Annotated in this window: 22 protein-coding genes; 9 read left to right on the top strand and 13 right to left on the bottom strand. The window is 62.1% G+C overall.

The genetic code is table 11. The features are described from left to right. Window positions 1–188: 188 nt before the first annotated feature. The 4 genes from NCHU2750_RS17270 to sdhC are packed head-to-tail and all read right to left on the bottom strand — an operon-like array spanning window position 189 to window position 3,619. Complete coding sequence (locus NCHU2750_RS17270) at window positions 189–968, bottom strand: succinate dehydrogenase iron-sulfur subunit (RefSeq protein ID WP_119941626.1); 780 nt, start codon at window positions 966–968, stop codon at window positions 189–191. Between the two features lie 18 nt (window positions 969–986). After that, entirely contained in the window at window positions 987–2,831 is a 1,845-nt protein-coding gene (gene sdhA / locus NCHU2750_RS17275) for a succinate dehydrogenase flavoprotein subunit (RefSeq protein ID WP_119941627.1), read from the bottom strand. A 6-nt stretch (window positions 2,832–2,837) separates the two neighbouring features. Further along, window positions 2,838–3,218, bottom strand: coding sequence for a succinate dehydrogenase, hydrophobic membrane anchor protein (gene sdhD, locus NCHU2750_RS17280; protein ID WP_119941628.1), 381 nt, complete (start codon window positions 3,216–3,218; stop codon window positions 2,838–2,840). Between the two features lie 11 nt (window positions 3,219–3,229). Continuing rightward, window positions 3,230–3,619 carry a succinate dehydrogenase, cytochrome b556 subunit gene (sdhC, locus tag NCHU2750_RS17285; protein ID WP_119941629.1) on the bottom strand — a complete coding sequence of 130 codons (390 nt, stop codon included), beginning with the start codon at window positions 3,617–3,619 and terminating at the stop codon, window positions 3,230–3,232. Between the two features lie 279 nt (window positions 3,620–3,898). Between sdhC and NCHU2750_RS17290 the strand changes: the two genes are divergently transcribed. Further along, complete coding sequence (locus tag NCHU2750_RS17290; RefSeq protein ID WP_119941630.1) at window positions 3,899–4,381, top strand: hypothetical protein; 483 nt, start codon at window positions 3,899–3,901, stop codon at window positions 4,379–4,381. Window positions 4,382–4,392: 11 nt separating this feature from the next. Here NCHU2750_RS17290 and NCHU2750_RS17295 read toward each other — a convergent pair whose 3' ends face one another. The 6 genes from NCHU2750_RS17295 to tsaD form a co-directional block, all read right to left on the bottom strand. Further along, window positions 4,393–4,779 carry an ester cyclase gene (locus NCHU2750_RS17295; protein ID WP_119941631.1) on the bottom strand — a complete coding sequence of 129 codons (387 nt, stop codon included), beginning with the start codon at window positions 4,777–4,779 and terminating at the stop codon, window positions 4,393–4,395. Window positions 4,780–4,837: 58 nt separating this feature from the next. Then, window positions 4,838–5,482 carry a class I SAM-dependent methyltransferase gene (locus tag NCHU2750_RS17300; protein WP_119941632.1) on the bottom strand — a complete coding sequence of 215 codons (645 nt, stop codon included), beginning with the start codon at window positions 5,480–5,482 and terminating at the stop codon, window positions 4,838–4,840. A 9-nt stretch (window positions 5,483–5,491) separates the two neighbouring features. Further along, complete coding sequence (locus NCHU2750_RS17305; RefSeq protein ID WP_119941633.1) at window positions 5,492–5,932, bottom strand: EVE domain-containing protein; 441 nt, start codon at window positions 5,930–5,932, stop codon at window positions 5,492–5,494. Window positions 5,933–5,941: 9 nt separating this feature from the next. After that, window positions 5,942–6,244: a YciI-like protein gene (locus NCHU2750_RS17310; RefSeq protein WP_119941634.1), complete on the bottom strand. Its 303-nt coding sequence runs from the start codon at window positions 6,242–6,244 to the stop codon at window positions 5,942–5,944. Between the two features lie 61 nt (window positions 6,245–6,305). Further along, on the bottom strand, window positions 6,306–7,289 hold the full coding sequence (locus tag NCHU2750_RS17315) for an NAD(P)H-dependent glycerol-3-phosphate dehydrogenase (RefSeq protein WP_119941635.1): 984 nt from the start codon (window positions 7,287–7,289) through the stop codon (window positions 6,306–6,308). Next, window positions 7,286–8,383 (bottom strand): tRNA (adenosine(37)-N6)-threonylcarbamoyltransferase complex transferase subunit TsaD, encoded by a 1,098-nt coding sequence (gene tsaD / locus NCHU2750_RS17320; protein ID WP_119941636.1) that lies wholly within the window; start codon window positions 8,381–8,383, stop codon window positions 7,286–7,288. Before tsaD ends, NCHU2750_RS17315 begins: the two co-directional genes overlap by 4 nt. 71 nt (window positions 8,384–8,454) lie before the next feature. Between tsaD and hemC the strand changes: the two genes are divergently transcribed. The 6 genes from hemC (at window position 8,455) to NCHU2750_RS17350 (ending at window position 14,476) form a co-directional block, all read left to right on the top strand. After that, a complete protein-coding gene (gene hemC / locus NCHU2750_RS17325) occupies window positions 8,455–9,384 on the top strand; it encodes a hydroxymethylbilane synthase (protein WP_119943474.1) in 930 nt (309 codons plus the stop codon). A 3-nt stretch (window positions 9,385–9,387) separates the two neighbouring features. Further along, window positions 9,388–10,098: a uroporphyrinogen-III synthase gene (locus NCHU2750_RS17330; RefSeq protein WP_119941637.1), complete on the top strand. Its 711-nt coding sequence runs from the start codon at window positions 9,388–9,390 to the stop codon at window positions 10,096–10,098. A 92-nt stretch (window positions 10,099–10,190) separates the two neighbouring features. Next, on the top strand, window positions 10,191–11,528 hold the full coding sequence (locus tag NCHU2750_RS17335) for a COG4223 family protein (protein WP_119941638.1): 1,338 nt from the start codon (window positions 10,191–10,193) through the stop codon (window positions 11,526–11,528). A 15-nt stretch (window positions 11,529–11,543) separates the two neighbouring features. Beyond that, the gene (locus NCHU2750_RS17340) at window positions 11,544–13,163 is read left to right on the top strand and encodes a heme biosynthesis protein HemY (RefSeq protein ID WP_119941639.1); all 1,620 of its coding nucleotides are present in this window, start codon (window positions 11,544–11,546) and stop codon (window positions 13,161–13,163) included. A 23-nt stretch (window positions 13,164–13,186) separates the two neighbouring features. Continuing rightward, window positions 13,187–13,681 (top strand): tellurite resistance TerB family protein, encoded by a 495-nt coding sequence (locus tag NCHU2750_RS17345; RefSeq protein WP_119941640.1) that lies wholly within the window; start codon window positions 13,187–13,189, stop codon window positions 13,679–13,681. 9 nt (window positions 13,682–13,690) lie between these two features. Beyond that, window positions 13,691–14,476, top strand: a complete 786-nt coding sequence (locus NCHU2750_RS17350) for a glutamine amidotransferase (RefSeq protein WP_119941641.1) — start codon at window positions 13,691–13,693, stop codon at window positions 14,474–14,476. Between the two features lie 70 nt (window positions 14,477–14,546). On the opposite strand, the gene NCHU2750_RS17355 is transcribed toward NCHU2750_RS17350, so the two are convergent. Next, complete coding sequence (locus NCHU2750_RS17355; RefSeq protein ID WP_119941642.1) at window positions 14,547–15,782, bottom strand: MFS transporter; 1,236 nt, start codon at window positions 15,780–15,782, stop codon at window positions 14,547–14,549. 187 nt (window positions 15,783–15,969) lie between these two features. On the opposite strand from NCHU2750_RS17355, the gene NCHU2750_RS17360 reads away from it, so the two are divergent. Together NCHU2750_RS17360 and NCHU2750_RS17365 are read left to right on the top strand one after the other, a co-directional pair. Next, window positions 15,970–16,260, top strand: a complete 291-nt coding sequence (locus tag NCHU2750_RS17360; protein ID WP_119941643.1) for a YggT family protein — start codon at window positions 15,970–15,972, stop codon at window positions 16,258–16,260. Beyond that, the gene (locus NCHU2750_RS17365; RefSeq protein WP_119941644.1) at window positions 16,257–16,565 is read left to right on the top strand and encodes a DUF167 domain-containing protein; all 309 of its coding nucleotides are present in this window, start codon (window positions 16,257–16,259) and stop codon (window positions 16,563–16,565) included. The genes NCHU2750_RS17360 and NCHU2750_RS17365 overlap by 4 nt, the downstream gene beginning before the upstream one ends. Before the next feature lie 15 nt (window positions 16,566–16,580). On the opposite strand, the gene ppa is transcribed toward NCHU2750_RS17365, so the two are convergent. Then, a complete protein-coding gene (gene ppa, locus NCHU2750_RS17370) occupies window positions 16,581–17,114 on the bottom strand; it encodes an inorganic diphosphatase (protein WP_119941645.1) in 534 nt (177 codons plus the stop codon). Between the two features lie 135 nt (window positions 17,115–17,249). Then, on the bottom strand, window positions 17,250–17,759 hold the full coding sequence (locus NCHU2750_RS17375) for a GNAT family N-acetyltransferase (protein ID WP_119941646.1): 510 nt from the start codon (window positions 17,757–17,759) through the stop codon (window positions 17,250–17,252). Window positions 17,760–17,910 lie beyond the last annotated feature (151 nt).

The raw sequence follows: 17,910 nt of genomic DNA on the forward strand, positions 1-17,910 counted from the left end.
TGTCACTTTGCACCCGAAGCGGGCACGACAGTTTTGCCGGGGATATCGTAAACACCCTTGGTTAATCAAGAGTAGCCAGCCATTCCGACAACAACACGACGGTTGTCGTGTTCAAAATGGCGTGCGCGAGGCACAATTTGCGAAAAAGGCCGCGAGGAAAACCGCGCGGCCTTGATCATGTAATACCGTCAGACGCGACGCTCGACCATCATCTTCTTGATTTCGGCAATCGCCTTGGCCGGGTTGAGACCCTTGGGGCATGCCTGGGCGCAGTTCATGATCGTGTGGCAGCGATAGAGCCGGAACGGATCCTCGAGATTGTCGAGGCGCTCGCCCTTGGCTTCATCGCGGCTATCGATCAGCCAGCGATAGGCCTGTAGCAGAACTGCCGGGCCGAGATACCGATCGCCGTTCCACCAATAGCTCGGACAGGAGGTCGAGCAGCAGGCGCAGAGAATGCACTCATAGAGACCGTCGAGCTTGAGGCGGTCCTCATGGCTCTGCTTCCATTCCTTGGCCGGCGTCGGCGATACCGTCTTCAGCCAAGGCTCGATCGAGCGGTGCTGGGCATAGAAATTGTTGAGGTCCGGAACGAGGTCCTTCACCACAGGCATATGCGGCAGCGGATAGATCTTCACCGTGCCGTTGATGTCGTCCATGCCCTTGGTGCAGGCCAGCGTGTTCGTGCCGTCGATATTCATCGCGCAGGAACCGCAAATGCCTTCGCGACAGGAACGGCGCAGCGTCAGCGTCGGGTCGATCTTGTTCTTGATGTAGAGCAGACCGTCCAGCACCATCGGGCCGCAATCGTCGAGATCGATATAATAGGTATCGATCGACGGGTTCTTGCCGTCATCCGGGCTCCACCGGTAGACGCGGTATTCGCGCAGGTTCTTGGCACCTTCCGGCTTCGGCCAGACCTTGCCTTCGGTCATCTGCGAATTCTTGGGGAGAGCGAGTTCAACCATGGTCCAGTTCCCTCCGGATCAATACACGCGAGCCTTGGGCTCGATCTTGTAAGGATCGATGCCTTCGGCGATCAGGTCGGTATGGACCGGCCGGTAGTCGAGCTTCACGTCACCTGCCTCTGTGACCCAGGCAAGCGTGTGCTTGCGCCAGTTCACGTCGTCGCGGCCGGCAAACGGACCGTCGGTAAAGTCCTCGCGGGCGTGGCTCCCACGGCTTTCCTTGCGCGCTTCGGCGCCATAGACGGTCAGGATGGCGTTGGCCATCAGGTTGTGCAGTTCCAGCGTCTCGACGAGATCGGAATTCCAGATCATCGAATGATCGGTGACCTTGACGTCCTTCATCTCGCTCCAGATCTGCGACATGCGCTTGCAGCCGCTTTCCAGCGATTCCTGGGTACGGAACACTGCAGCGTCTTCCTGCATGGTGCGCTGCATGCGGTCACGCAGAACCGCCGTCGGCGTGCCGCCCTTGGCGTAGCGCAGGCCGTCGAAGCGATCCATGATCTTGTCGCAGGCAGCAACGTTCAATGCCGGGATCGGCGCCGCACGGTCGATGACCTGGCCGGCGCGGATGGCAGCGGCACGGCCGAAGACCACGAGGTCGATCAGCGAGTTGGAGCCGAGACGGTTTGCGCCATGAACCGAGGCGCAACCGGCTTCGCCGACAGCCATCAGGCCGGGCAGGATGCGTTCCGGATTGTTGGCGTCGGCGTTCAGCACTTCGCCCCAATAGTTGGTCGGAATGCCGCCCATGTTGTAGTGGACGGTCGGCAGGACCGGGATCGGCTCGCGGGTAACGTCGACGCCGGCGAAGATCTTCGCCGATTCCGAAATGCCCGGAAGACGTTCATGCAGCACGGCCGGATCGAGATGGTCGAGATGCAGGAAGATGTGATCCTTGTTCTTGCCGACGCCGCGGCCTTCGCGGATTTCCATCGTCATGCAGCGCGAGACGACGTCACGCGAGGCAAGATCCTTGGCCGAAGGTGCGTAGCGCTCCATGAAGCGCTCGCCTTCGGAATTGACGAGGTAGCCGCCTTCGCCGCGCGCGCCTTCGGTGATCAGACAGCCGGAGCCGTAGATGCCGGTCGGGTGGAACTGCACGAATTCCAGATCCTGCATCGGCAGGCCGGCGCGCGCCACCATGCCGCCACCGTCGCCGGTGCAGGTATGGGCGGATGTTGCCGAGAAATAGGCGCGGCCATAGCCGCCCGTCGCCAGAACCACCATCTTGGCGGCAAAGCGGTGGATCGTGCCGTCATCGAGGTTCCAGGCCACCACGCCTTCGCAGCGGCTGCCATCGTCCGACATGATCAGGTCGAGTGCGAAATACTCAATGAAGAATTCCGCGTTGTTCCTGAGCGACTGGCCATAGAGCGTGTGCAGGATGGCGTGGCCGGTACGGTCGGCGGCGGCGCAGGTGCGCTGCACCGGCGGGCCGGCACCAAAGTTCTGCATGTGGCCGCCGAACGGGCGCTGATAGATCTTGCCTTCTTCATTTCGGGAGAAAGGCACGCCGTAGTGCTCGAGTTCGTAGACGGCCTTCGGCGCTTCCATGACCATGTACTGCATGGCGTCGACATCGCCGAGCCAGTCGGAACCCTTGACGGTGTCATAGAGGTGCCACTGCCAGCTGTCCGGTGTCATGTTCTGCAGCGAGGCGGCAATGCCGCCCTGCGCTGCCACGGTATGCGAGCGGGTCGGGAAGACCTTGGTGATGCAGGCGGTCTTGAAACCCTGTTCGGCCATGCCGAGCGTGGCGCGAAGACCGGCACCGCCGGCACCGACGACGATCACGTCATAGGAATGGTCGACATAATTATAGGCTTTGCCGTTCTGGGCGATAGGTGTGACGGATGCCATGATGGATTATCCTACGAACGCAATTTTCAGAACGGCGAAGAGACAGAGGCCACCGATCAGCATTGCAAAGAATGTATTGAGCATCACCGCCAGGAACTTCAGCCCTTCGTGATGCACGTAGTCGACAATGATTTCCTGGATGCCGATGCGCATATGCACGAGACCGGCAATCACCATCAGGCCGAACAGGACGGCGATAATCGGGTTCGACAGCGCGCCGACGACTTCCTCGTAAGGGGCGCCAGCATAGCGGATCAGGAAAATGATGAAGAAGAGGGCGAGCGGCACCATGGCCACGGCCGACATCCGCTGCATCCAGAAATGTTCGGTACCGTCCTTTGCCGATCCGAGGCCACGAACCTTGCCGAGAGGTGTACGCATATCCATGATGTTTCTCCTCAGACGGCTAGGCCGATGACCCAGACCAGCACGGTCAGACAGATCGATACGATCGGCATGAAGATCGCGACCTTGGTCTGCAGGTGCTTGTCGAACGCATGCCCCATGTCCCACACGAAGTGGCGGATGCCGCCGAGCATGTGGTGGATCAGCGCCCATGTATAGCCGAACAGCACGATGAGACCGATCCAGGTGCCGAACAGCCAGCTGACCCAATCGAAATAGGGCTTGCCGGACGCGGCGGCGATCAGCCACCAGGCGAGCAGGATGGTACCAGCTGCCAACGCGCCACCGGTAATACGGTGGACGATCGACATGACCATGGTTGGGATTGGTTTGTAGATCTGCAGATGCGGCGACAGAGGCCGGTTATTCGTTACATTCGCCATCATTACCTCGCGGCGTCGTCTAGCGGGCGGGCGCCCGGCAATGCACTATGCCGAGAAAATGTGCATTGCATCATCGGCGTGGTTTAATCGCCGAAATCACGGACGACAAGAACAATTCCAAGTGAGGGCCAATTTAATCGATTGTGAATTGCAAGGGGGAAGGTGTCGGACATATCGCCGCGCCCTGTTAACCAAGAAATCCAAAGATTTGGCCCTGCCCCCTGCCTTCCGGCATAAATTGTGTTAACCTTTGATTAACCATATTGCCCGGAGTTCGCCATGATAGCGAATCACATGAAGCCTGTCCTCTTCGCTGCTGCACTCGCGGCCGCTTTTGCCTCAGCCGTGGAAGCCCGCGATCGCTGGCCCGAAGGTGGCGGATCGAGACCCGGTTATCACGGCGGACATCATTATGGGTATGGCCATCACGGCCGCCGGGGCGATCTGAAGATCCTCAATGCCCGCGTGCTCGGCAACCCGGCTCGCGCCGTTGCGGCAGGGCCGGACCTGCAACGCAACCAGGGCTCGATCGTCACCACCGGATCGTCCGGCGTGGTCTCCGGTTCCACCATGTTCTATGTCGATGGCGGCCGGATCATCTATTCCGGCGACGGCATGGCGCCGCCCGCGACCGAAAAACCCTACCTCGCCCCGAAGGCGAAGATCATCGACGTCACCGAGGAACTGGCGCAAGGCAGCTTCAAGCCCGTTGACGGCTGCTCCTACGAAATGGGCGTCTGCGTCATCCGCGGCGACAAGTAGGCGTTACCGTCTCAAGAGAGCTGCGCCTCTATCGCCGCCTTGTCGATGACGGACCAGACCTGGGCAATTCTCCTACCCGAAAACGCGTAGAAGACGTTCTCGGAAAACTGGACGCGCCTGCCATTCACCGGAAGACCGAAGAGATCGGCGACCGGCGTGCAGTCGAAAACCAACCTGCTCGCAACCTTCGGCGCGTCGACCACGAGGAAATCGACGATGAAACGCAGATCGGGAATGGCACGAAAGTCGCCGACCAGCATTTCGCGATAGCCATCGAGCCCGATCCGCCGGCCGTTGTAGATCACCCCACCATCGACGAAATCACCGAGTTGCTGCCAGTCCTGCCGGTTCAGGCAATCGATATAGCCGCGATAAAGATCCGAGAGACCTGCAGTCATCAGAGGCTTCCTCCATTCGCGAGGGAAACGAAGGCCGTGGCAGCCCGTTCCCTCCAATTCAGAGGAACCGCCAGACCGTCGTCTTCTTCACTTCACTGTCCTCCAGCGCCCGTGTCACCGGAACCTCGTAGACGGCAAGCCTGTCGAGCCGCTCCTTTGGCAGATAGCTTCGCCCCGGATCGCCGACCAGAACCAGCTTGCCCGCATCGGCAAGCCCGGCAAACCACGGCACCAGCGCCGCGGCAAAATCACGGTCGTAAAACACGTCTCCAGCCAGCACGACATCGGCCTCGACCGCACGGCCGATCTGGTTCTCGCCGGTAAAGCCGATGTCGACGTCGTTTTCAGCCGCATTCAGCATCACCGCCGTCTGCGTCCACGGGTCGATATCCGCCGCCAGCACATGCGCCGCGCCGGCCATCTTCGCAGCGATGGCCACCAGACCTGAGCCGCTGGCGAAATCCAGCACCCTCTTACCGACGATTGCTTCGGGATGATCGAGAATATAGCGGGCAAGCCCCTGCCCGCCGGCCCAGGCAAACGCCCAGAACGGCGGCGGCAGGCCGATCGCCTCCAGATCCTCCTCCGTCTTCAGCCAGAGATCATGTGCCTCCGTTGCCAGATGCAGCACGATTTCCGGCACATGCGGCGGCCGCATGAGGTCGGTATTGGCGAGGATGAAGGCCTTCGGCTCGGTCTTCACATCAGGAACTCAGGCAGGCGATTTCGGAGGATTGTCGAGACCGCCGAGCCGGCAGATCTCCAAATACTCTTCCTCGGTGACAGGCTGTACCGAAAGTCGCATTGACGTCACCAGCGACATCGTCTGAAATTTCGGATTGGCCTTGATCTCCTTCAGCGTGATCGGCTTCGGGATATCGATGACGGCGCGGATATCGACGCAATCCCATTTCGGATCGCCCTTGGCCGAACTGTCCGGATGCGACAGCGCGCAGACCTCGACGATCCCGACGATCTCCAGCCCCTCGTTCGAGTGGTAGAAGAAACCCTTGTCGCCGATCTTCATGGCCCGCATATTGTTGCGCGCCAGATAGTTGCGCACGCCGGTCCATTCCTCGCCGGCATCACCCTTGGCCTTCTGCTGCTCCCAGGACCAGACATTCGGCTCGGATTTGTAAAGCCAGTAAGCCATCCGGTGATATTACTCCGGCTTCTTGGAAGGGTCGTTGAACACCCAGTTCCAGGCTTTCACCTCGACCTTTTCGAACAGCCCGGCGAGATAATAGGGATCGGCCTCGGCAATCGTGCGCGCGGAAGCGATGTCGGTAGCTTCGACCACGACGAGGCTGCCGGTCGGCTTGCCGTCATCGCCGAGGAACGGACCGGCAAACTTCAGCACACCCTCGGCATTGAGCTTGTTCAGGTGCTCCAGATGGGTCGGGCGGGTGTCCATACGGACCTGCAGGTGGCCGGGCTTGTCGGTGCAAAGAAAAGCAAAATACATCGGTCTCTCCTCAATATGTTGGCGCTTCCGGAGACGACCGGAACCGCGGGATGATATGTTCTCACTCGGCCTTGATCGGCCGGGTCATCAACTGTTCCATTGCCGCCATCACGTCGAGCCTGCCGTCGATGATGGCGGCCACGGCCTCGGTGACCGGCAGGTCGACGGAATGCTTGCGCCCGAGACGGGCGGCCACGGAAGCGGCAAAGGCACCCTCGACCAGCGGTCCGCCGGTCGTCTGCGCCGGCTCACCTTTGCCGATCGAAATACCGAAGCGGAGATTGCGCGACTGGTGGCTCGTGCCGGTCAGCACCAAGTCGCCAAGGCCGGACAGGCCGCGCACCGTATCCGCCTTGCCGCCCATTGCATCGACCAGCCTCGACATCTCGGCGAGCCCGCGGGAAATCAGCGCCGCACGGGCGGATTCACCCAGCCCCGCGCCCTCGATGATGCCGCAGGCGATCGCCAGCACGTTCTTCAACGCGCCGCCAAGCTGCACGCCGATCACGTCCGGCGAGGCGTAAAGCCGGAAGCTGCGGCCGGAAAGGATACGGGCAAGGTTCTCCGCCAGAGGAAGATCCTGTGCGCCGAGCGCCATCGCGGTCGGCAGGCCGCGCGCGATATCGGCGGCAAAACCCGGCCCGGAGAGAACCGCAAGCTGCGTATTCGGCAATTCGGCCGAAAGAACCTCGGTCAGAAGCCGTTCGGAAGGATGCAAGCCCTTGGCGCAGATCACCACCGACGCACCCTTGGAAAGATACGGCCCGTAATGGCGCGCCGCATCGAACTGTGCCCGCGACGGCATGACGAACAGCACGACATTCGCCTCCGCCACTGCATCGGGCTCCGCGGAAAATTGCAGGCTGTCGGGCAGCGGAACGCCCGGAAGAGCCGCATCATGCACGCGGTCGCCGCGCAGGTCGGCCATCAGGTTGGGCTGCCGCCCGACGAGGGTCACCGGATGCCGGCCCTCCAGTGCGAATACCGTCGCGAGCGCCGTGCCGAACGCACCTGCCCCGATAACCGCGATACGCTCCTGGCTCATGCCTTGGCCCCCCTCTTGCCCGATCCGAGCAATGTCTTGGCGTCCTTGTCCAGCGGCCAGCGCGAGCGCGGCGCGACGGAAAGATCATCGGGCGGAAATTCTTCTGCCATCCGTTCCAGCCCCGCCCAGGCAATCATCGCCGCATTGTCGGTGCAGAGCCGAAGCGGCGGCGCGATGAAGCGGAACCCGTGTTCGAGGCAAAGCGCCTGCAGCGTACGGCGAAGCTCCTGATTGGCAGCGACACCGCCCGCCACGACCAGCGCCGGTTCGCTCTCAAGCCCGGCGAACTCCTCGCGGAACCTGAGAAGCCCGCGGCCGATGCGGTCGCGCAGCGTGCGTGACACCGCCTTCTGGAACGAGGCGCAGATATCGGCGATATCCTGTTCCGTCAGCGGCGCGATTTCGGTCGCCGCCTGCCGGACGGCCGTCTTCAGGCCGGAAAAGGAAAAATCGAGCCGGGCCTCGCCAACCAGCGGGCGCGGCAGCGCAAATCGATCGGGATCACCGGTCCTGGCAGCCTTCTCGACGGCCGGGCCGCCGGGATAAGGGAGGCCGAGCAGCTTCGCGGTCTTGTCGAAGGCCTCGCCCAGCGCGTCGTCGATCGTCGTGCCCCAGCGCTCGTATTCGCCCACGCCACGCACGAGGATGAGCTGCGTATGGCCGCCGGAGACGAGCAGCATCAGATAGGGAAACGATAGCCCGTCAGTCATCCGCGCCGTCAGCGCGTGGCCTTCCAGGTGGTTGATCGCCAGAAGCGGCTTTCCCGAAACGCGGGCGATCGCCTTCGCCGTCATCAGCCCGACCAGAAGCCCGCCGATCAGTCCGGGGCCGGAGGTCGCCGCAATCGCATCGACGTCGTCGAGCGTGACATCGGCACGGCGAAGCGCCTCCTCGATCAATTCGTCCAGCGCCTCGACATGCGCACGCGCCGCAATTTCCGGCACCACGCCGCCATAGGCCGAGTGTTCGTCGAGCTGCGACAGGACCACATCGGACATGATCTCGCCGCGCCCGTCCTCATGTCGCGCAACGACCGCAGCGGCGGTCTCGTCGCAGCTGGTTTCAATGCCGAGGATACGGAGAAATGGGCCCATAGACCTCTCGTTGATTGCGATACCGGATGATCCGGTTTACGAGAGCTTCCGGTAACAACGGAATGAAGCGGATGCAAACAAAACCTTTCCGGATCGGCACGCGAGGCAGTCCTCTGGCACTCGCCCAGGCCTATGAGACACGGGCGCGGCTGATGGCCGCTCATGGCCTGCCGGAGGAAATGTTCGAGGTCGTCGTCCTATCGACCACCGGCGACCGCGTCACCGACCGGGCTCTGTCGGAAATAGGGGGCAAGGGCCTGTTCACCCAGGAACTGGAGGAACAGCTTCTCTCGGGCGAGCTCGACATTGCCGTGCATTCGTCGAAGGACATGCCGACCAAGCTGCCGGATGGCCTGCATATTGCAGCCTATCTGCCGCGCGAGGATTTCCGCGATGCGTTTATCGGACGCAGCGCCCCGACCCTTGCCGCCCTGCCCGATGGCGCAATCGTCGGCACCGCCTCCCTGCGCCGTCAGGCACTCATCCGCCGCCTGCGACCCGATATCGAAATCGTGATCTTCCGCGGCTCGGTCGGAACCCGGCTGCGCAAGCTCGATGAGGGCCAGGTTGACGCCACCCTGCTCGCCTATGCCGGCCTGAAGCGGCTGGAAATGGAGAAGGTCGCAACCGAACTTCTCGATCCGGCCGATTTCCCGCCGGCGCCTGCACAAGGCGCGATCTGCGTCGAAAGCCGCATCGGCGACCAGCGCATCGCAGCCCTTCTCGATCCGATCAACGATCACCCCACCTATGACGCAGTCACCTGCGAGCGGGCATTTCTCGCCACGCTCGACGGCTCCTGTCGGACGCCGATCGGCGGTTTTGCGATCTGCCACGGAGATGCACTGAAATTCTCCGGGCTGATCCTCACACCCGACGGTCGGCGTGAACATGCAATCGAGGTCGAGGGCAAGCGCAAGGATGCCGAGGCCCTCGGGCTGCGCGCCGGCGAGGCCATCCGCGCCGCGGCCGGCACCGGCTTCTTCGACAGCTGGGGCTGAGCCTTGCGGGTCCTGGTCACCCGCCCTGAAATCGCAGCCGCCCGCACCGCCGGGCGGCTGAAGGCCATGGGCCACGAGCCCGTCCATCTGCCGCTCGCAAAGGCAGTGCATGATCTGCCGACCGCAGCAGACGCATTGCGGCAGGAGCATGCGGCGCTCGCGGTCACCAGTGCCGAGGCCCTCAGGGTGCTGGCCGCCGAAACGCTCCGGCCGCTGATCGATCTTGCCAAACCGCTGTTTGCCGTCGGCGAGGCAACTGCCGGCGCCGCAACGTCCATGGGCTTTAGCGAAGTGCATGCGAGCGCGGGGGATGGTGCCGACCTGGCAGGGCTGATTGCCGCCCGGTCCGGCACAACGACGGCGCCGATCCTCTATCTTGCGGGAAATCCCCGCGCGAAAACCCTGGAGAGCCGGCTGGCAGAATTCGGCATCCCATTTCGTTTGGCGGAGATCTACGAAATGGTCGCCGTGGAATACGAGCCGGATGATCTTGCATCAAGGCTCAACAATGCTCACGCGCAAGCACTTCTGCTTTATTCGCACGAGACCGCCATCCGCTTCTTCAAGATCGTGCCAGCCGACCTAGCGGCACTGGCCGGCACACGCATCCTCTGCATCAGCGAACGCACGGCTGACGCCGTGCCCGCGGCATTTCGCCCACTGGCTGAAATTGCCGAAAGCCCGAATGAAACCGCCCTGTTGGCGCTTCTTTAACCCCTTGCCGGTCCAAATTCCCTGAACGCCCCTTTCCTTAACCGGGGGCACCGACTAGGTTTTATGGAAAGCATGCGAGAAGAGAGGTCGAGATGGTATCCGAAAAACCACCGCGCCGGTCCAAAACGAACAAGGAGCCGGTCACGATCGACCTGACGGCGGAGGAAACCGCAGCCGTCGCAGAACCCGTGCGCGCCAACGATACCGATGAGCCGGTCGTGCCGGTAGCCGAAGACGAGGCCGCTGAAAGCCCGGTGGCGGCAGAACATCCAGTCACGGATGCGGCAACTTCGCCGGCGACCTCTGCCCCCGCAGCATTGACGGATGCCGAACCCGTGAAGTCAACTGCCGACGCGGCAAAGCTTGAAACACCACCTTTCGACGACCCGGCACCCGAATTCCGCTCCGACCCGGATGCATCGACCGGGCCGGCGAACACCGCCGAGACGGCAACCAAGCCGGAGGCCACTAAAACCTCCGTGCCACCCTATGAGCCGCGCCCGGCCCAGGATCCGGCTAAAAAGCCGTTGCAACGTCCCGCCCCCGCCACATCGACGCTTGTCGCCGCCGGCATTTTCGGCGGCATCGTGGCACTGCTGCTGGCCGGCAGCATGCAATATGCCGGCGTCCTTCCAAGTGCGGCCTCTTCCGCCTCGAATGAAGCCAACCTCACGGCCGACATCGCCTCTCTGCGCCAGCAGGTTGCAGCCCTCGCCAGCCGCCCGGCCGAGCCATCCGCCGATCTCGTCAACCGCATTGCGGCGCTTGAAAACGGAAGTTCCGGCGGGGGATCGGACGAAGCCGTTGCCCAGCGCATTGCGGCACTCGAGAGCGAGTTGTCGAGCATCAAGTCGGTCACCGAGACCAATGCCGGCCGCCTGCAGCAGGCCGAGGCCCAGATCGCCGACAAGGGTCCCGAGCAGATGGCAGCACGCGCCGTTGCCGCCGCAGCACTGAAAAGCGCCATCGATCGCGGCGGCTCCTTCTCGCCCGAGCTTGAAACCTACAAGACGCTTGCCGCCGACGATCCGTCGATCGCCGAACTTCAGCCGCTCGCGGCAAAGGGCGTGATGTCCCGTGTCGAGCTGCAGGCGCAGGCATCGAGCGTTGCCAATGCGATGATCGACGCCGTGTCGCAGCCCGACCCCAATCTCGGCATTGCCGACCGGCTGATGGCCTCTGCCCTGTCGGTGATCAAGGTCCGCAAGGTCGGCGATGTCACCGGCAATACGCCGGAAGACATCATCGCCCGCTTCGAGGACCGGCTGCGCTCCGGTGACCTACAGGCGGCAGCAAGCGAATGGGCGGCATTGCCCAAGCCCGCCAAGGCAGCCTCGCAAGGCTTCAAGCAGGAGCTCGATGCTCGCATCAAGGTCGAAAGTCTCGTCAGCGGCACGCTCACCCGCGCGATTACCGGCACTCAAGGCTGAGGACGAAGAAACGGAATGGTCAGGCTTTTCATTTTCCTTCTCGTCGTCCTGGGTCTCGGCTGGGGTTTTTCCTGGCTCGCAGATCGCCCCGGCCTCTTGTCGATCACCTGGCAGGATCACCTGATCGAAACGAGCCTCATGGTCGCGGCCACCATGGTCGTGGCGCTGATCGGCATCGTCATGCTGATCTGGTGGATCATCGGCATCGTCTGGACTTCGCCCCATTCGGTGCGCCGTTATTTTCGCGCCCGCAAGCGTGACCGGGGCTACCAGGCACTGTCGACCGGCCTGATCGCCGCCGGCGCCGGCAACGCGCTTCTCGCCCGCAAAATGAGCGTCAGGAGCCGCAGCCTGTTGCGTGCCGATCAGGAACCGCTGATCCTGCTTCTCGATGCACAGGCGGCCCTGATCGAGGGCAAGTATGACGATGCCCGCGCCAAGTTCGAGAGCATGTCGAATGATCCGGAAACCCGTGAACTTGGCCTGCGCGGCCTTTACATGGAAGCCCGACGGCTCGGCGCCAACGAGGCGGCCCGGCAATATGCCGAGAAGGCCGCCGAGCATGCGCCCTATCTGCCCTGGGCCTCGCAGGCGACGCTGGAATCGCAGAGCCGCTCGGCCCGTTGGGACGATGCGCTGGAAACGCTTGCTCAGCAGCGTGCCGCCCATATCGCTTCCCGCTCTGAAGCGGACCGCCTGAAGGCCGTCATTCTCACGGCCCGCGCCGGCGCCCGGCTGGAAAGCGACCCGGCCGGTGCCCGCGAGGATGCAACCGATGCGCTGAAGCTCGCCAAGGATCTGGTCCCGGCCGCCGTGATTGCCGCCAAGGCGCTGCTGCGCCAGGAAAACACCCGCAAGGCCGCATCGGTTCTGGAGAGTGTCTGGAAGCTTTCCCCGCATCCCGAGATTGCGGCTACCTATATCCGCGCCCGCAGCGGCGACAGCACCCTCGACCGGCTGAAACGCGCCGAGAAGCTGGAAGCTCTGCGGCCCAATAATGTCGAATCGCTGTTCGCCGTGGCGCAGGCAGCCCTCGCGGCACAGGACCTCGCGAAAGCGCGGGCAAGGGCCGAGGCCGCCGCCCGTATGGAGGAAAGCGAGCGGGTCTATCTGCTGCTCGCCGACATCGAGGAAGCTGAAACGGGCGACCAGGGCCGCATCCGTTACTGGATGTCCCAGGCGCTGCGCGCCCCGCGCGATGCCGCCTGGGTGGCAGATGGCTTCGTGTCGGAGAACTGGCTGCCGCTCTCGCCCGTGACCGGCAAGCTCGATGCCTTCGAATGGAAGGTTCCGTTCAGCCAGCTGGAAGGACCGGTCGTCGAAGGAAGACTTGCCGCCGACGAGACGATCGCCGCCCTGCCCCCAATCGCCGCCGCCAAACCGGCGCCGATGGAACCGACAAGACGCAGCGAGCCCCTTGAGCCGAAAATCGTTCCCAAGCCGCAGGAAGCGAAACCGGCACCCGAGATCGCTGTTGCAGCAAAGACAACAGCACCCGAGAAAACGGCACCGGAACCTGACAAAACGCAGGAAAGCGAACCGGAAGCGGTTCCATTTTACGGGCGTCCACCGGATGATCCGGGCGTGAAGGATCAGAACGCCGACCCGACCAAGACAAGGTTGCGGCTGTTCTAACGAATGGAGCAAGGCCTATATCGATGCTGGACCGAATTCAGGCCTTTCTTCAAACGCTCACCTCCCCGCATTCCAGCGACGAATTCGCCCCTGACGATCCGCGCGTGGCTTTTGTCGCGCTCTGTTTCCAGGTCATGGAGGCGGACGGCAATGTCTCTGACAAGGAACAGAAGAAGTTTCGCGAGCTCGTGCGCCAGCGTTTCGACCTCAGCCAGCCGCGGCTGAAGGCGCTGATCGAGGCCGGCCATGAAGCCGGCAATGAGGCGGTTGATTATTACCGCTTCACTTCCGATCTAAGACGTCATCTCGTCAATGAAGAGGATCGTGTCGAGCTTCTCGGCATCCTCTGGGACATCGTTTATGCCGATGGGCAGAGAAACGAGATCGAGGATCACGTGATTTGGAGGATCGCGGACCTACTCGGTGTCTCAGCGAGAGATCGCGTGCTGCAGCGCCAGCAGGCCGCCGCACGGCTTGCCGGCGCAGACGCCACCGGAGGAGATGGGAAGGAGAGTTAGGACCAAGGGATGCTCGTACTGCCTCGCATGAAAACCGATCGCCTTCCGATACTGATTGTCCTCCACCAGGAACGCTCTTCACCCGGCCGTGTCGGGCAGATGCTGATCGACAAGGGTTTCCCGCTCGATATCCGCCGTCCGGTGCTCGGCGATGTATTGCCGGATACCCTGTCCGGCCATTCCGGCGCTGTCATCTTCGGTGGTCCGATGAGCGCCAATGATCCCGATCCCTTCGTCAGGCAGGAGATCGACTGGATCGACGTGCCGCTGAAAGAGAACAAGCCCTATCTCGGCATCTGTCTCGGCGCCCAGATGATGGTCCGTCATCTCGGCGGCAAGGTGGGTGCAGAAAAGGGCGAGATGACGGAAATCGGCTGGTATCCGCTGCGCCCGACAGAGCATGGCCGCCTGCTGATGAAATGGCCGAAAATGGTCTACCACTTCCACCGCGAAGGTTTCGATATTCCCCGCGGCGTCGAGCTGCTGGCGGAGGGAGATGCCTATCCCAATCAGGCAATCCGTTATGGTGATAATGCCTGGGGTGTCCAGTTCCATGCCGAACTGACACGCGCCATGATGCAGCGCTGGGTCGTGCACGGCGCCTCGCGCTTCACCATGCCGAACGCCCAGCAGGGTAACCAGCACCTTGAAGGGCGGATGATGTTCGATGCGCCGCTGAAGGCGTGGCTGTCGGATTTTCTCGACATCGTGTTCCTGCGCCAGGAAAAGTCGGCGGCTGCGAGCGCAGGCGCTGCACAGGGTCTGGCCGTCGCCGGGCCCGAGACACGCATCTGAAAGGCCACCTGCGAAGTCAGCCCGAATAAGCTCAAACTTGGATGAATAACGCGGCGCCCGTCGGTGCCGCTCAGCGCTCCGGCGCTTCCAGCGTATCGATCCGCCTCAGCTTGGAGAAGCCGGCAGCCCAGATGACGGTGACGGCGAGCGTGCCGATACCGCCGATGACAACCGCCGGGACCGCGCCGAACACATGCGCCATCGTGCCGGCGCGGAATTCGCCAAGCTCGTTGGATGCCCCGACGAACACCATGTTGACCGCATTGACGCGGCCACGCACTTCGTCCGGCGTCCACAGCGCAATCAGTGTTTCGCGCACATAGACCGAGATCATGTCGGCAGCCCCCATGATCATCAGGGCCACGATGGACAGCCATGGCGTCGCCGACAGGCCGAAGATCAGTGTGCCGAGCCCGAAGAAGCCGACACCAACAAACATCGCGATCCCGGCATGATGGCGGATCGGGTGGAAGGCGAGCCAGATCGCCACGAAGATTGCCCCGATGCCCGGCCCCGCGCGCAACAGGCCAAGACCCCACGGCCCGAGTTCCAAAACGTCACGGGCAAATACCGGCATAAGCGCCACGGCGCCGCCGAGCAGCACGGCAAACAGGTCGAGCGAGATCGCCCCGAGCACCACCTTCTCGCTGAAGATGAAGCGGAACCCGGCAAGGATATGGGCGAGATCCACCTTGGCCGACGAACTGCGCTGCGCGGGCTTGGGGATCAGGAAAACCAGCAGCGCGGAAATCGCCATCAGAACGAAGGCCACGCCATAGGCCACAGCCGCGCTTGCCCCGTAAAGCAGGCCGCCCGCCACCGGGCCGAGAATGGATGCGGTCTGCCACGAGGACGAGTTCCAGGCGACCGCATTGGCGAGATCCTGCGTCGGCACCAGATTGGGGGCCAGCGACTGTACGGCCGGCCCCATGAACGCACGCTCGATACCGAAGACGAAGAGTATGGCAAATACCAGCCAGACAGTGAACGCGCCGGACACTGTCAGCGCCAGGAGGGACGCCGCGCAGCCCGCACCGACCACGAGGCATATGGCGACGATCATGCGGCGATTGTAGCGATCTGCAACCGTACCGGTGACAAGAATGAGCAGCAGCGACGGCAGGAACTGGAAGAGGCCGATCAGGCCGAGATAGAGCGGATTGCGCGTCTCGTCATACATCTGCCAACCGACCGAGACACTGATGATCTGGATCGCGAAGGCGGAAAAGAAGCGCGAGAAGAAGAAGCGGGCGTAGGAACTATGCCGGAAGGCCGCAAAACGATCGCCGGAGGCGGGAATGGACATCTCAACAAACTTTCGGCACGCCGGCATCGGAAGGAATACCCGGTTACCATTAAGCATGCCGGGCACGTGGCACAGACGCCACTTGCCCGTTAGTTCGCCAATGTCTACATGTCTGTCAACACGGAAATTTCATGCCGGATGCCTGCTGGCAGCCGAGATCGGCCCGGCAACGAACTTGGAGATGTGAATGCTCGCGCTGTTTCAGACCATTGATCTGGCCTTGAACCTCTATACCTGGGTGCTGATCGCCAGCGCTATCTTCTCTTGGCTTTATGCGTTCAACGTCATCAATTCGCGTAACCAGTTCGTCGATTCCATCGGCCGTTTTCTCTACAACGTCACCGAACCGGTTCTGGCACCGCTGCGCCGAGTGCTTCCCAATCTCGGCGGTATCGATATCTCTCCGATCATCGTCCTATTGATCATCTTCTTCCTGCGCTCCTTCCTGTGGAACTCGCTCTACCCGCTCGTCGCTTGAAGCCGTTCAGCGGCCATGACGACCACATTCGGCTGAGCATCCGCCTGACGCCGAATGGCGGCCGCGACGCAATCGATGGTATCGAGACGGATGCCGAGGGAAGCGCCTTCCTGAAAGCCCGCGTTGCCGCCGTTCCCGAGGATGGCAAGGCCAACAAGGCACTGGTGGCGTTTCTGTCGAAGAAACTGCGGGTGGCGAAAAGCGCCATCACCTTCATATCCGGTGAAACCGCGCGTAAAAAAATCCTCCGGATCGATGGCGACCCGGAGGATTTGAAAGCGAAGCTGGACAGCCTCTTGGGCTGATGACGTCCGGGCCCGTTACTTCTGGGCCTTGTAGCGCTCGATTGCCTCGACGATCAGCTTCTTGGCAACATCAACATCCTGCCAGCCGCCGATCTTGACCCACTTGCCGGGTTCCAGATCCTTGTAGTGCTCGAAGAAGTGCTCGATCTGCTTGAGGGTGATTTCCGGCAGATCGGTGTAGTTCTTGATCTTGTCGTAACGCTGGGTCAGCTTCGGAACCGGCACGGCGAGGATCTTCTCGTCCTTGCCGCCATCGTCTTCCATGATCATCACGCCGATCGGACGGACATTGATGACACAGCCCGGAACCAGCGGACGGGTATTGCAGATCAGCACGTCGCACGGATCGCCGTCTTCGGAAAGCGTGTGCGGAATGAAGCCGTAATTGCCCGGATAGGTCATCGGCGTATAGAGGAAACGGTCGACGACGAGAGCGCCGGCTTCCTTGTCCATCTCATACTTGATGGGCTGTCCGCCGACCGGAACTTCAACGATGACATTGACGTCATCCGGTGGATTCTTGCCGATGGAGATTGCATCGATACGCATTTTTGATCCTCAATTAGGTTCAATTCAGTTAAGCGTCGATAGCGGGAATCCGCCGCCAAGGCAACAAGCCATTGATATGATGGAGCCTGCATCGGCAGGACACGGCCAGTCAGACGACCGGCGCGAAGGACATGTTCACTTCGGCCAGACGAAGCCGACTTTTCTGAGCTGGGTTCCGGCGAAATCTTCCATGCCCTCGACGGCATCGACACCGCCATGGCGGCGGAAAAACCGGGCCGCATGCTCGCTGTCTTCCAGGCACCAGACGACGAGACCGGTGCAGCCGAGTGATTTCAGGAGCTTGCGGCTCTCCCCGAACAGGCGCCGGCCGAGCCCGATGCCCTGGAATTCCGGACGCAGGTAGATTTCGTAGATTTCACCGTCATAAGGCAGCGAACGCGCCCGGTTCAGCCCGATCGTCGCATAGCCCGCGATCTCGCCGGCAACGTCGATGACCAGAAGCGTTGCCGGCCCGTTGGTGGCCTTGCGCCACCATTTTTCACCGCGACGCTCAAGCATCTGGATCAGCGGCTTGTGCGGGATCAGCCCCGCATAGGCCTGCGACCAGCTCTCCCGGTGTGCTTCCGAGATAGCCCGTGCATCTTGCGGATCAGCCCGCCGAACATCGATCGACAACGTCTTCATAACGTGACTTTAGGTCCTGCTGTGCGGGCTCCGCCATCGGTCTTTCATTAACCAGACGGATTGCCCACAGACTTCTCAAGGGGACAACACGGACCGAGTTAACGCTTTTTTAACCGCTGCTACAAGTCGTGTGATTTGCGCAGACACAGAA

This window comes from Neorhizobium sp. NCHU2750 (assembly GCF_003597675.1).
Lineage (GTDB): Bacteria > Pseudomonadota > Alphaproteobacteria > Rhizobiales > Rhizobiaceae > Neorhizobium.

What these genes read in the sequence shown, in the direction of transcription:
- NCHU2750_RS17270 (WP_119941626.1), bottom strand. Translation starts at nt 968, where the DNA reads ATGGTTGAACTCGCTCTCCCCAAGAATTCGCAGATGACCGAAGGCAAG.
- sdhA (WP_119941627.1), bottom strand. Translation starts at nt 2,831, where the DNA reads ATGGCATCCGTCACACCTATCGCCCAGAACGGCAAAGCCTATAATTAT.
- sdhD (WP_119941628.1), bottom strand. Translation starts at nt 3,218, where the DNA reads ATGGATATGCGTACACCTCTCGGCAAGGTTCGTGGCCTCGGATCGGCA.
- sdhC (WP_119941629.1), bottom strand. Translation starts at nt 3,619, where the DNA reads ATGGCGAATGTAACGAATAACCGGCCTCTGTCGCCGCATCTGCAGATC.
- NCHU2750_RS17290 (WP_119941630.1), top strand. Translation starts at nt 3,899, where the DNA reads ATGATAGCGAATCACATGAAGCCTGTCCTCTTCGCTGCTGCACTCGCG.
- NCHU2750_RS17295 (WP_119941631.1), bottom strand. Translation starts at nt 4,779, where the DNA reads ATGACTGCAGGTCTCTCGGATCTTTATCGCGGCTATATCGATTGCCTG.
- NCHU2750_RS17305 (WP_119941633.1), bottom strand. Translation starts at nt 5,932, where the DNA reads ATGGCTTACTGGCTTTACAAATCCGAGCCGAATGTCTGGTCCTGGGAG.
- NCHU2750_RS17310 (WP_119941634.1), bottom strand. Translation starts at nt 6,244, where the DNA reads ATGTATTTTGCTTTTCTTTGCACCGACAAGCCCGGCCACCTGCAGGTC.
- NCHU2750_RS17315 (WP_119941635.1), bottom strand. Translation starts at nt 7,289, where the DNA reads ATGAGCCAGGAGCGTATCGCGGTTATCGGGGCAGGTGCGTTCGGCACG.
- tsaD (WP_119941636.1), bottom strand. Translation starts at nt 8,383, where the DNA reads ATGGGCCCATTTCTCCGTATCCTCGGCATTGAAACCAGCTGCGACGAG.
- hemC (WP_119943474.1), top strand. Translation starts at nt 8,455, where the DNA reads ATGCAAACAAAACCTTTCCGGATCGGCACGCGAGGCAGTCCTCTGGCA.
- NCHU2750_RS17335 (WP_119941638.1), top strand. Translation starts at nt 10,191, where the DNA reads ATGGTATCCGAAAAACCACCGCGCCGGTCCAAAACGAACAAGGAGCCG.
- NCHU2750_RS17340 (WP_119941639.1), top strand. Translation starts at nt 11,544, where the DNA reads ATGGTCAGGCTTTTCATTTTCCTTCTCGTCGTCCTGGGTCTCGGCTGG.
- NCHU2750_RS17345 (WP_119941640.1), top strand. Translation starts at nt 13,187, where the DNA reads ATGCTGGACCGAATTCAGGCCTTTCTTCAAACGCTCACCTCCCCGCAT.
- NCHU2750_RS17350 (WP_119941641.1), top strand. Translation starts at nt 13,691, where the DNA reads ATGCTCGTACTGCCTCGCATGAAAACCGATCGCCTTCCGATACTGATT.
- NCHU2750_RS17355 (WP_119941642.1), bottom strand. Translation starts at nt 15,782, where the DNA reads ATGTCCATTCCCGCCTCCGGCGATCGTTTTGCGGCCTTCCGGCATAGT.
- NCHU2750_RS17360 (WP_119941643.1), top strand. Translation starts at nt 15,970, where the DNA reads ATGCTCGCGCTGTTTCAGACCATTGATCTGGCCTTGAACCTCTATACC.
- ppa (WP_119941645.1), bottom strand. Translation starts at nt 17,114, where the DNA reads ATGCGTATCGATGCAATCTCCATCGGCAAGAATCCACCGGATGACGTC.
- NCHU2750_RS17375 (WP_119941646.1), bottom strand. Translation starts at nt 17,759, where the DNA reads ATGAAGACGTTGTCGATCGATGTTCGGCGGGCTGATCCGCAAGATGCA.